Origin of the sequence: Pseudomonas sp. CFBP13528 (assembly GCF_005233615.1) — a bacterium.
GTDB classification, from domain to species: domain Bacteria; phylum Pseudomonadota; class Gammaproteobacteria; order Pseudomonadales; family Pseudomonadaceae; genus Aquipseudomonas; species Aquipseudomonas fluorescens_AM.
Window position 1 is genome coordinate 28798 of the sequence record NZ_QGAJ01000012.1, and the last position, 14027, is coordinate 42824.

Here is a 14027-nt window from a genome sequence, read left to right on the forward strand (position 1 = left end):
CCTTTGTGCTTCCTGCCTATTGCTCCGGACTCCAACAAATGAATGCTGAAGACTCCTTGAAACTTGCTCGCCGGTTTATCGGGTTGCCCCTGGAAAAACGCCAAGTGTTCCTGCAGGCCCTGCAGAAAGAAGGCGTGGATTTTTCCCGGTTTCCGATTCCGGCGGGGGTGGAGGCAGAGGATCGCCAGGCGCTGTCCTATGCGCAGCAACGCATGTGGTTTCTCTGGCAGTTGGACCCGCAAAGCGGCGCCTATAACTTGCCCGGCGCCGTACGCTTGAAGGGGGCGCTGAGCCTGGACGCCCTGGATCAGGCGTTCGCCAGCCTGGTGGCGCGCCACGAAACCTTGCGCACGGTGTTTCAGCGGCAGGCGGATGAGCGTCTGGTCCAGGTCTCCATCGAACCGTCACGGGTAGTGGAGCACCTGGACCTCAGCACCTTGGCACCTGGTGACCGTGAGCAGGCAGTCAACGCGGCAGCAACGCGTCAGTCGCTGTTGCCGTTCGACCTGGAACACGGCCCGCTGCTGCGCGTGCAGCTACTCAGGCTCGATGCACACGAGCACGTGTTGCTGCTGACCTTGCACCACATCGTCTCCGACGGCTGGTCGATGAATGTGTTGATTGACGAGTTCATCCGTTTTTACGATGCCCATGAACGCAACGAGGCGCCGCAACTGCCTGCACTGGCGATCCAGTACAGCGACTACGCCCTCTGGCAGCGCCGCTGGCTGGAAGCCGGCGAGCAGGCGCGCCAGCTGCAATACTGGCAGGCGCGCCTGGGCGATGAACACCCGGTGCTGGAGCTGCCGACTGACCGTCCACGACCGGCCATGCCCAGTTATCAGGGCGCGCGACACACTTTCGAGGTCGACCCGGCGCTGGCCACGCAACTGCGCACGTGCGCGCAAAAGCACAACGTCACCTTGTTCATGCTGCTGCTCGGCGCGTTCAATGTGCTGCTGCATCGCTACACGGGGCAGGGCGATATTCGCGTCGGCGTGCCCATCGCCAACCGCAATCGCACTGAAGTCGAAGGGCTGATCGGTTTCTTCGTCAATACCCAGGTGCTGCGCACCGAGCTGACCGGGCAAACCCGTGTCGCCGAACTGCTGGAAGGCATCAAGGAACACGCCCTAGGTGCCCAGGCTCATCAGGAGTTGCCCTTCGAGCGCTTGGTGGAAGCCTTGAAAGTCGAGCGTAGCCTGAGCCATACGCCGCTGTTCCAGGTGATGTACAACCATCAGCCGCTGGTGGCGGATATCGCCTCCGTCAGCACCGCCTCCGGCCTGGAACTGGCCCTGGTGGAATGGCAAGGTCGCACCACGCAGTTCGACCTTACCCTCGACACCTATGAAAAATCAGGCACCTTGCATGCCGCGCTGACGTACGCCAACGACCTGTTCGACGCGCCTTCCATCCAGCGCATGGCCCGCCACTGGATCAGCTTGTTGCAGGCGATGGTGGCGGACGGTGAACAGCGCATCGGCGAGCTGCCGATGCTGGGCGCTCAAGAGCAGCAGGGGCTGGTCAAGGCCTGGAACCAGACATCCCGGCCGTACACAACCGAACGCGCGATCCATCACCTGATTGAAGACCAGGCCCAACGCACGCCGGATGCGCCAGCGCTGGTATTCGGTGAGGTCGCCCTGACCTATGCCCAGCTTGACGCGCGCGCCAACCAATTGGCCCATGCATTACGCGAGCGAGGCGTCGGCCCGGACGGGCTGGTGGGTATCTGTGCCGAGCGTTCCATCGACATGGTCGTGGGCCTGTTGGCCATCCTCAAGGCAGGCGGCGCCTACGTCCCGCTGGACCCGGAATACCCTGGGGAACGCCTGGCCTACATGATCGACGACAGCGGCATCACGCTGCTGCTCAGCCAGCAAAACCTGTTGGCGCGACTGCCGACCGCAGGGATCCAGATGATTGCCCTGGATCAGCCGGCCGACTGGCTCGACGCCTACAGCACCGCGTCCCCGAACGTCACCCTCCATGGGTTGAACCTGGCCTATGTGATCTACACCTCCGGCTCCACCGGCAAGCCCAAGGGCGCCGGTAACAGCCATCGTGCGCTGGTCAACCGTCTGTGCTGGATGCAGCAGGCCTATGCACTCGATGGCAGCGACGCGGTGCTGCAGAAAACGCCGTTCAGCTTCGACGTTTCGGTGTGGGAGTTTTTCTGGCCGCTGATGACCGGCGCGCGCCTGGTGGTCGCCGCGCCGGGGGAGCACCGTGAGCCGGCACGTCTGATCGAGACCATCGAGCGGCACGCCATCACCACCGTGCACTTCGTGCCGTCCATGTTGCAGGCGTTCATCCATGAGCCAGGCGTAGACGCTTGCGCCAGCCTCAAGCGCATTGTCTGCAGCGGCGAAGCGTTGCCGTTGGACGCGCAGCGCCAGGTGTTCGCCAAGCTGGCGAATGCGGCCTTGTACAACCTCTACGGCCCGACCGAAGCCGCCATCGATGTGACCCACTGGACCTGCATCGACGAGGGCGCCGACAGCGTGCCCATTGGCCGGCCGATTGCCAACCTCGGCACCTACGTGCTCGATGCCCAGCTCAATCCGGTACCGGCCGGTGTCTCGGGCGAGCTGTACCTGGGCGGCACCGGGCTGGCGCGCAGTTACCATCGCCGCCCGGCGCTGACCGCCGAGCGCTTCGTGCCGAGCCCATTCGTGGCCGGCGAGCGCCTGTACCGGACCGGTGACCGTGTGCGTCAGCGCGCCGACGGGGTGATCGAATACCTCGGCCGCCTCGACCACCAGGTCAAGCTGCGCGGTTTGCGCATCGAACTGGGCGAGATCGAAACGCGCCTGATGCAGCACCCGCAGGTGCGCGAAGCCGTCGTCCTGGTACACGGCGGCAAGCAGTTGGTGGCTTATCTGGTCCTTGAAGGCGATGCCCCTGGCGACCTCAAGGCATGGCTGCTCGGCAGCCTGCCGGAATACATGGTGCCGACCCATTTCATCACGCTGGCCAAGCTGCCGGTGACCGCCAACGGCAAGCTCGACCGCAAGGCGCTGCCGCTGCCGGACGCTGCGCCGCAGCAGGCGTTCGCCGCTCCGCAAAACGCCCTGCAACAAGCCTTGGCCGCGATCTGGAGCAGCGTGTTAGGCACCGAGGCCGTCGGCCTGGATGACAACTTTTTCGAACTGGGCGGCGATTCGATCATTTCCATCCAGGTGGTCAGCCGTGCCCGCCAGGCCGGTATCCGCCTCAGCCCGCGCGACCTGTTCCAGTACCAGAGCATCCGCAGCCTGGCGATGGTGGCGAGCTTCGATCAACTGAGCGCTATCGATCAAGGCCCGGTCAGCGGTGAGGTCATCCTGACGCCGGTGCAGCAGGGCTTTTTCGCTCAGGCGATCCCGGCGCGCCAGCATTGGAACCAGTCATTGCTATTGACCCCGCGTGACACCCTGGAGTCCGCCCGGCTCGACGCGGCGGTGATGCAATTGATCCAGCATCACGATGCCCTGCGCCTGCGCTTCGTGGCGCAGGCCGAGGGTTGGCAGCAGCATCACGCCGCGCAGGTCGGCGCATCAGTGTTGTGGCAGGCGCATGCCGGCAGCGACGCCGACTTGGCCGCGCTGTGCGATGAGGCCCAGCGCAGCCTCGATCTGGAGCAGGGCCCGCTGCTGCGCGCGGTTCTGGTCGACATGGCCGACGGTACCCAGCGTTTGCTGTTGGTGGTGCACCATCTGGTGGTGGACGGGGTGTCCTGGCGCATCCTGCTGGAAGACCTGCAACAGGCTTATCGCGAACAGACGTTGCCGGCAAAGACCAGTGCCTACCAGCACTGGGCGCAGCGGCTGCAAGCCCATGCGCAGGCCCTCGATCACCAACTGTCGTACTGGCAGGCGCAATCGATCGATGCCGAGTTGCCGTGCGATCACCCGGAGGGCGGCCTGCAAAATCGCCTGGGGGCCAAGCTGGAAACGCGCCTCGATGCCGAGCACACGCGCCAGTTGCTGCAAGAGGCGCCGGCGGCCTATCGCACCCAGGTCAACGACCTGTTGCTCACCGCCCTGGCGCGGGTGGTCAGTCGTTGGAGCGGTCAACCCGCCGCGCTGATCGAATTGGAGGGGCATGGTCGCGAAGACCTGTTCGATGGCATCGACCTGACCCGCACCGTCGGCTGGTTCACCAGCCTGTTTCCGCTGCGCCTGCAAGCCGATGGCGAGCTGTCCGGCGCAATCAAGGCGGTCAAGGAGCAACTGCGCGCCGTCCCCGACAAGGGCCTGGGCTATGGCCTGCTGCGCTACCTCGGCGCGCCGCAAGTCCGCGAATCCCTGGCCGGGCTGGCCGCACCACGCATTACCTTCAATTACCTGGGCCAGTTCGACCGCCAGTTCGATGAGTCGGCGCTGTTCGTGCCGGCCGGCGAGGGCAGTGGCCAGGCTCAGGACCCTGATGCGCCGCTGGCCAACTGGCTGACGGTGGAAGGGCAGGTGTATGGCGGTGAGTTGGCCTTGCAGTGGGGCTTCAGTCGCGAAATGTTCGACACCTCGACCATCCAGCGCCTGGCGGATGAATACACCGCTGAACTCAAGGCCCTGATCGAACATTGCTGTGCCACGCCGGCCGGGCAGGTCACGCCAGCGGATTTCCCCCTGGCACGCGTCACCCAAGCGCAACTGGATGCATTGCCGGTGGCCGGGCCGGCCATCGCGGATGTTTACCCGCTGTCGCCGATGCAGCAGGGCATGCTGTTCCACACGCTCTTGGAGCCCGAGGCCCAGGCCTATATCAACCAGCTGCGGCTGGACATCGACGGTCTCGATCTGCTCGCGTTCGGGCGCGCCTGGCAGGCCGCGCTGGACCGCCACGACATCCTGCGCAGCAGCTTCCATTGGCTGGGCCTGGACAGCGCGCATCAGGTGATCCAGCGCCAGGTCGACCTGCAACTGCAAGTGATTGAAGACCCCCATGCCGATTTCGATGCCCTGGCCAACGCCGAGCGTGAGCGCGGCTTCGAACTCAACGCCGCGCCGCTGTTTCGCTTGAGGCTGGTGCGTGGTGCGGGAACGACCTGGCACCTGATTTTCACCAGCCACCACATCCTCATGGATGGCTGGAGCAACGCTCAATTGCTCGGCGAAGTGCTTGCTCATTATGCGGGCCAGACCGTGCCTGCACCGCTCGGGCAATTTCGCGATTACCTGGGCTGGCTGCAACAGCAAGGCAACGGCGAAGCATTCTGGAAAGCCGAGCTGGCGCCATTGCAGGCGCCGACGCGATTGGCCCAAGCGCTGCGCGCGCCGGTTGAAGGTTCGGGTACTGCGGAGCATCACGTCGTGTTGGGCAGTCACTTCACCCATAACCTCGGTGAGTTCGCCCGCCAGCACAAGGTGACCCTCAATACCCTGTTGCAGGGTGCCTGGAGCCTGCTGCTGCAACGCTACACCGGGCAGGCTTGCGTGGCCTTCGGCGCCACCGTGGCCGGGCGTTCCGCGCCGTTGCCGGGGATCGAGCAGCAGTTGGGCCTGTTCATCAATACCTTGCCGATCATCAGCGCCGCCTCGCCGGCGCAGTCGGCCGCCAGTTGGCTCAGCCAGTTGCAGGCGCAGAACCTCAGCCTGCGTGATCACGAGCATGTGCCGCTCTACGACATCCAAGGCTGGGCCGGCCAGCAAGGCGCCGCGCTGTTCGATACCCTGCTGGTGTTTGAAAACTTCCCGGTGGCCGAAGCCCTGAAACAAGGCGCGCCGGCCGGCCTGACCTTCGGGCCGCTGCATAACCATGAGCGCACCCATTACCCATTGACCCTTGGTATCGAACTGGGCACCGGCCTGCGCCTGGAGTTCAGCTACGACCGTGCGCAGTTCAGCGCGTCTCAGGTCACGCGGCTGGGGGACAACCTGCAGCATCTGCTGGCGCAACTGCTGGCCGACGCTCACATCCCCCTGGGCAATCTGCGCCTGCTTGATGCCACCGCACAGCGCGATGTGCTTGCCCTCAGCCAGTTGCCCGCCACCGCCCGACGTGATCAACACGCCCATGAGCGCATTGCTGCCCAGGCCCAGGCCACGCCGGACGCCCTGGCAGTGCAGGCCGGCAGCGAACGCTTGAGCTACGGCCAACTCAACGCACGAGCCAACCGCCTGGCCCACCGCCTGCTGGAACTGGGCGTCGGCCCCGGCCAGCGCGTGGGCCTGGCGTCGCGGCGCGGTCCGCAACTGATCGTCAGCCTGCTGGCGGTGCTCAAGAGCGGCGCGGCCTATGTGCCGCTGGACCCGAAATACCCGACCGAGCGCCTGGCCTACATGCTCGCGGACAGTCGCCTGGACCTGCTGCTCAGCGAAACCGGCTTGCTGACCGATGTGCCGTTGCCGGCCGGGCTGACCCGTGTCGACTTCAGCGCCACAGGTGTTGAGTTGGCCGACTGCCCGGCAACCAATCCGCCCAATCACGCGGCGGCTGCGGACCTGGCGTACGTGATCTACACCTCCGGCTCCACTGGCCAGCCCAAAGGCGTGGCCATCGACCATGCCGCCCTCGGCCAGTTCTGCGACAGCGCCGTGGTGTACAGCCAGTTGAGCGCACAGGACCGCGTGCTGCAGTTCGCGACCTTCAGCTTCGACGGCTTTGTCGAACAGTGCTACCCGCCGCTGTGCGTGGGCGCGGCGCTGATCATGCGTGGCGATGACCTGTGGGACGCCGGGCAACTGGCGCGGGAGATCGTCGAACAGGGCGTGACCCTGGCCGACTTGCCCGCCGCTTACTGGTACCTGCTGGCCAAGGAATGCGCCATGGACCGTCGCGCCCTGGGCCAGTTGCGCCAGGTGCATGTGGGCGGTGAAGCGATGTCCGTCGAAGGCCTGCGCGCCTGGCATGCCGCCGGATTGGGCGCTGTGCGGCTGGTCAACACGTATGGGCCGACCGAGGCAACAGTGGTGTCCAGCGTGCACGCGTGCCAACTGGATGATGCCAGCGACGCGTTCGGTGTGCCGATCGGGCAGGCGATTGAAGGGCGTTCGCTCTACGTGCTCGACAGCAGTTTCCAATTGCTGGCGACCGATGGCGTGGGCGAATTGTGCATCGGCGCCGAAGCCGGCCTGGCCCAGCGCTATTTCGACCGCCCGGCGCTGACCGCCGAGCGCTTCCTGCCCGACCCGTTTTCCGCCGTCCCCGGTGCGCGGCTCTACCGCAGTGGCGACCTGGCCCGTTACAACGAGGCGGGGGCGCTGGAGTACGTCGGGCGTATCGACCATCAGGTGAAGATTCGCGGCTTGCGTATCGAAATCGGCGAAATCGAGGCCGGCCTGCAAGCCTTGCCGCAGGTGCGTGAAGCGGCAGTATTGGCGCTGCCGAGCGCAACGGGTACGCAGTTGGTGGCGTACGTGGTGCCCGCTGAGGGCATCGCCTTGGACACACAGGCCCTGGCGGCCCGTTTGCGTCAGTCGCTGCCGGAGTACATGGTGCCCGGGCAGTGGGTGGTGCTCGATGCCTTGCCGTTGAACAACAACGGCAAGCTTGACCGCCGCGCACTGCCGGCGCCGGACCTGAACCCGTACACCCAGGCCTACGTGGCGCCACAAACCGCGCTGCAGAGCCAGTTGGCGGCGATCTGGCAGGCGGTGTTGCAGGTTGAGCAGGTCGGCCTGGAGGATCACTTCTTCGAGCGCGGCGGCCACTCGTTGCTGGCCACCCAGGTGATCTCCCGGGTACGGCATGCGCTCAACCTGGAAGTGCCATTGCGTACGCTGTTCGAACAGCCGACCCTGCACGCGTTTGCCGACGCCTGTGCGGCGTTGCAGATGAGCACGGCGCAGCCGTTGGTGGCTATTGAACGCGGCGGGCCGCTGGCGTTGTCCTTCGCCCAGGAACGCCAATGGTTCCTCTGGCAACTGGACCCCGCCAGCGCGGCCTATCACGTTCCCACCGCCCTGCACCTGCGCGGTCAGCTGGACATCGCCGCGCTGGAGCACGCGTTCCAGGCCCTGGTACACCGCCATGAGCCGCTGCGCACCACCTTTGTGGAACAGGGCGAGCAGACCTTGCAAGTCATCCATCCCGCCCTGGCAGTGACCATCGAGCGCCAGCGCGTCGAGGTGGCGGCGATTGAACAGGCGGTGGCCGAGGAAATCCAGCGCCCCTTCGATCTGCGCAGTGGCCCGCTGATGCGCGTCAAATTGCTGGAAGTTGCGGCGCAGCATCATGTGCTGGTGGTCACTCAGCATCACATCATCTCCGACGGTTGGTCGATGCAGGTGATGGTCGATGAGCTGGTGGCGCTCTACCAGGGCGACAGTCCATTGCCGGCGTTGCCGATCCAGTACGCCGACTATGCCCAATGGCAGCGTGACTGGATGGCGGCCGGGGAAAAACAGCGCCAGCTCGATTACTGGTGCGCGCGCCTGGGCAGCGCACACCCGGTGCTGGAGTTGCCACTGGACCATCCGCGCCCGGCAGTGCAAAGCCATCGGGGCGCGCGTCGGCAGATCCATCTGGACAGCCCGCTGGTGGCCGAACTCAAGGCGTTGGCCCAGCGTCAGGACGTGACCTTGTTCATGCTGTTGCTGGCCTCGTTCCAGACCTTGCTGCATCGCTACAGCGGTCAGTCCGAGATCCGTGTCGGCGTGCCGATCGCCAACCGCACGCGCCTGGAAACCGAACGGCTGGTGGGTTTCTTCGTCAATACCCAGGTCATGCAGGCCGAGCTGCACGGGCAAATGCCCTTTGCGCAGTTGCTGGCCCAGGTCAAGCAGCGCGCCCTCGAGGCCCAGGCGCATCAGGACTTGCCATTCGAGCAACTGGTGGAAGCCTTGCAGCCCGAGCGCAGCCTGAGCCATAACCCGCTGTTCCAGGTGATGTTCAACCATCAGGACAGCCTGCGCGCTGGCCCCGTGCACGTGCAGGGCCTGGCATTGCAGGCGCTGGATTGGGCCGCCCACACCACTCAGTTCGACCTGAACCTGGAAACCGAAGAGTCCGAAGATGGCCTGTGGGCGTCGCTGACGTACGCCACCGACCTGTTCGAGCCGGCGACCGTGGAACGCCTGGCCGGGCATTGGCATAACCTGCTGCGCGCCGTGGTGCGCGATGAGTCACAGGCGCTCGACGAGCTGGCGATGCTCAGTGCGCCGCAGTGGCAGCAGATGGTGGAGGCGTGGAACCACACGCCAGCCGATTACCCGCGCGAACAGTGCGTGCACCAGGTGTTCGAGGCGCAAGCGCTCGCCCGCCCGGATGCCATCGCACTGCGCTTCAATGACGTCAGCCTGAGCTACGCCGAACTCAACCGCCGGGCCAATCGCCTGGCGCACCGGTTGATCGCGGCGGGCGTCGGCCCCGATGTGCTGGTGGCGGTGCATGTGGAGCGCTCCCTGGACATGGTGGTCGGCCTGCTGGCGACCCTCAAGGCCGGCGGCGCCTATGTGCCGCTTGATCCGCAGTTCCCGGCGGACCGCCTGGCGTTCATGCTCGAAGACAGCGATGCCCGGGTGCTGCTGACCCAGGCGCATCTGCGCGATCGTCTCCTGCAGCCCCAAGACCTGCAGGTGTTGCTGACCGACGACTGCGACGGTGACGCACACAATCCGCAGGTAGACATTACGCCGCAGCACCTGGCCTACGTCATCTACACCTCCGGCTCCACCGGCACGCCCAAAGGCGTGATGGTGCGGCACCAGGCGTTGTGCAGCTTTACCTGCGGCATGGCCGATACCTTGTCCATTGGCGGCGATGCGCGCCTGTTGTCGTTGACCACGTTCTCATTCGACATCTTCGCCCTGGAGCTTTATGTGCCGCTGAGTGTCGGCGCGACGGTGCTGTTGAGCGAGCAGGCCATGGCCTCCGACCCGGAAGCCATCCTCGACCTCGCCCACGGCCAGGCGGCCAGCGTGCTGCAGGCCACGCCGTCGACCTGGCGCATGCTGCTCGACAGCCCGCGTGCGCACCTGCTGCGCGGTATCCAGTGCCTGTGCGGCGGCGAAGCGCTGCCGGCTGACCTGGCCCAGCGCCTGCTCGATCTGCAAGGCCCGGTGTGGAACCTCTACGGGCCGACGGAAACCACCATCTGGTCGGCGGCCCATCGCTTGCACGAGGCGCAGCCTTTTGTCGGACGGCCCATCGCCAATACCTCGCTGTTCATCCTCAATGCCGGGCTTACCCCCTGCCCGCAGGGCGCGGCCGGCGAGCTGCTGATCGGCGGGGTCGGCCTGGCGCGTGGTTATCACGCGCGGCCGGCGCTCACCGCCGAGCGTTTTGTACCGGACCCGTTTGGCGCGCCTGGCGCACGCCTGTACCGCACCGGCGACCTGGCGCGTTACCGCGCAGACGGCGTGGTCGAGTACATCGGCCGCGTCGACCATCAGGTCAAGGTGCGCGGCTTCCGTATCGAGCTGGGTGAAATCGAAGCCTGCCTGCGTGAGTACGCAGGTGTGCGTGAAGCCGTGGTGCTGGCGGACAACGACCGCTTGATCGCCTACCTGGTGACCACCACGACGGTGGATTCACAGGCCTGCAAAGCCGCGCTGCGCGAGCGGCTGCCGGATTACATGGTGCCGTCGCACTTGCTGGTCCTCGAGCGCCTGCCGCTGACTCCCAACGGCAAGCTTGACCGCAAGGCCTTGCCCAAGGTCGATGCCGGGCAGTTGCACGAGGGGCATCTGGCGCCCGTGACCGCGCGCGAACAACAGGTCGCGGCGATCTGGGCCGAGGTGCTGGAGGTGCCGCAGGTCGGCCTCGACGATCATTTCTTCGAGCTGGGTGGGCACTCCCTGCTGGCCACGCGGGTGGTGTCGCGGGTGCGTCAGGCGCTGGCGCTGGAAGTCGCGCTCAAGACCCTGTTCGAGCAGCCCTTGCTCGGCGATTTTGTGCGCGCTCTGGGCGAGGAGGGCAGCACCGCACCGGCGCTGCTCAAGGCTGACCGTACGCACCCCTTGCCGTTGTCCTATGCCCAGGAGCGTCAATGGTTCCTCTGGCAACTGGACCCGCACAGCGCCGCTTACCACATCCCCAGTGCCTTGCGTTTACACGGCCCACTGGACCAGGTCGCACTGCAGCGCAGTTTCGACACCTTGTTGGCCCGCCATGAAAGCCTGCGCACTCACCTGCGCCAGGAGGCCACGGGCGCGGTGCAGGTCATCGAAGCGGTCGGCCGGATCGAGATCGACCGGGGCGCCTGCGAGTATGCCGACCTCAAGGCCACCGTCGCCGCCGAGGTCGCACGCCCCTTCGATTTACTGCGCGGGCCGCTGTTGCGGGTCACGTTGTTGCGCCTGGCCGAGGACGACCACGTGCTGGTGCTGGTGCAGCACCACATCGTCTCCGATGGCTGGTCGATGCAATTGATGGTCGAAGAACTGGTGCAGCTGTACGCCGCGTTCAGCCAGGGTCACACCCCCGATCTGCCGGCGTTGCCGATCCAGTACGCCGACTATGCCGTATGGCAGCGCAACTGGATGGAGGCCGGCGAGCAAACGCGTCAACTGGCCTATTGGCGTGAACAGTTGGGCGGCGAGCAGCCGGTGCTGGAGCTGCCGTTCGACTTCCCGCGCCCGGCGTTGCCAAGCCATCGCGGTGCGCGCCTGGGCATCGACTTGGCGCCAGGTCTGCTGGAAGGCCTGCGCACCCTGGCCCGCAACGCCGGCGTCACCTTGCCGATGGTGTTGTTGGCGTCCTACCAGGCGCTGTTGCATCGCTACAGTGGCCAGGAAGACGTGCGCGTCGGCGTGCCGGTTGCCAACCGCAACCGCCTGGAAACCGAGGGTCTGATTGGTTTCTTCGTCAACACCCAAGTGCTCAAGGCCGACCTTCACGGGCAGATGAGCGTCGAGCAACTGCTGCGCCAGGTGCGCCAGCGCTCCCTGGACGCCCAGGCCCATCAGGACCTGCCGTTCGAACAGTTGGTGCAAGCGCTGCATCCGGAACGCAGCCTCAGCCTGAGCCCGTTGTTCCAGGTGCTGTTCAACCACCGCGTAACGTCCGCCGAGCGTCAGTTGCAGCAACTGACCGACCTGCACATCGAGGTCCTGGGCTGGGATGACGGCGTGGCCCAGTTCGACCTGGCGCTGGACGTGGAGGAAAGCCCGACGGCGCTGCATGCCTCCCTGAGCTATGCCACCGACCTGTTTGCGCCCGCCACCATCGCGCGCATGGCCGGGCATTGGCAGAACCTGTTGCAGGCGATGGTGGCCGATCAGACTCAAGCCATCGGCCAGTTGCGCGTGTTGGATCAGGACGAGCAGCAGCACATCCTGCAACTGTGGAACTGTACCGATGCCGGCTACCCGTCCCAACGGCTGGTGCATGAGTTGGTCGCCGACCGTGCCCGGGAGACTCCGGATGCGGTGGCGGTGAAGTTCGATGCGCAAACCCTCAGTTACGCTGAGCTCGACACCCAGGCCAACCGCCTGGCCCACGCACTGATTGCCCGTGGCGTCGGCCCGGAAGTGCGCGTGGCGATTGCCATGCCGCGCAGTGCCGAGATCATGGTGGCGTTCCTCGCGGTGCTGAAGGCCGGTGGCGTGTACGTGCCGCTGGACATTGAATACCCGCGTGATCGCCTGCTGTACATGATGCAGGACAGCCGAGCGCAACTGCTGCTCAGCCATACCCGCGCCCTGGCGCAACTGCCGGTTCCCGATGGGCTGGAGACCCTGGCCATTGATCGTACCGAGCAATGGGCGCACTTGAGCAACAGCGCGCCGAACGTCGCGCTGGACGGTGACAACCTCGCCTACGTGATCTACACCTCCGGTTCCACCGGCATGCCCAAGGGCGTGGCGGTGTCCCACGGGCCACTGGTGGCGCACATCATCGCCACCGGCGAGCGCTATGAAACNGCTCACGAAGGCTGGATGCACCCGTTGATAAACGGCGCCAGCGTACTGATCCGTGACGACAGCCTGTGGCTGCCCGAATACACCTATGAGCAAATGCACCGCCACAACGTGACCATGGCGGTGTTCCCGCCGGTGTACCTGCAACAACTGGCCGAACACGCCGAGCGCGACGGCAACCCTCCGGCGGTGCGCGTGTACTGCTTCGGCGGTGATGCGGTGGCCCAGGCCAGCTATGACCTGGCCTGGCGTGCGCTGAAACCGACCTACCTGTTCAACGGCTACGGCCCGACGGAAACCGTGGTCACACCGTTGCTGTGGAAGGCGCGCAAAGGCGACCCGTGCGGCGCCGTCTACGCGCCCATCGGCACCTTGCTCGGCAACCGCAGCGGCTATGTGCTGGACGCGCAGCTCAACCTGCAACCCATCGGCGTGGCCGGCGAGTTGTACCTGGGCGGCGAGGGCGTGGCGCGGGGTTACCTGGAGCGTCCGGCGTTGACCGCCGAACGCTTTGTGCCGGACCCGTTCGGCAAACCCGGCAGCCGCCTGTATCGCAGCGGCGACCTGACCCGTGGGCGTCCGGATGGTGTGGTGGATTACCTGGGGCGCGTCGACCATCAAGTGAAAATCCGTGGCTTCCGTATCGAGCTGGGCGAAATCGAAGCGCGCCTGCGTGAACAGGACAGCGTCGGCGAAACCGTGGTGGTGGCCCAGGAAGGCCCGACCGGCAAGCAGTTGGTGGCCTACGTGGTGCCGGCCGATGCGACCCTGGCCGACCAGGCCGAATTCCGTGACACCCTGCGTCGCGCCCTGAAAAGCGGCCTGCCGGACTACATGGTGCCGGCGCATTTCGTGTTCCTCGCGCACATGCCGCTGACCCCCAACGGCAAGCTCGACCGCAAGGGCCTGCCGTTGCCGGATGCCAGCCAGATGCAGCAGCAGTACGTGGCGCCGCAAACCGAACTGGAGCAGCAGATCGCCGCGATCTGGGCCGACGTGCTGCACCTGGCGCAAGTGGGCCTGAACGACAACTTCTTCGAAGTGGGCGGGCATTCCCTGCTGGCCATCCAGATCACCTCGCGGGTGCAGGCCGAGCTGGGCCTGGACGTACCGCTGATGGAACTGTTCCAGACCGAATCACTGCGTGCCTACGTGCAGGCCGCAGCCACTTTCCGCGCCGGCAGCGTGGAAGATTTTGATGATCTTCGTGACTTTTTGAGCGAACTAGAGGCGATTTGA

The 14027-nt window shown here is 65.7% G+C and carries 1 protein-coding gene and 1 pseudogene; both read left to right on the top strand.

The window, feature by feature from the left end:
• Positions 1-38 precede the first annotated feature (38 nt).
• Positions 39-12790 (top strand): non-ribosomal peptide synthase/polyketide synthase (locus PspCFBP13528_RS19990; protein ID WP_241669123.1); only part of this gene is annotated, 12752 nt, incomplete at its 3' end.
• 1 nt (position 12791) lies between these two features.
• Positions 12792-14027 (top strand): annotated as a pseudogene (locus tag PspCFBP13528_RS27940) (AMP-binding protein); the annotation flags it as partial.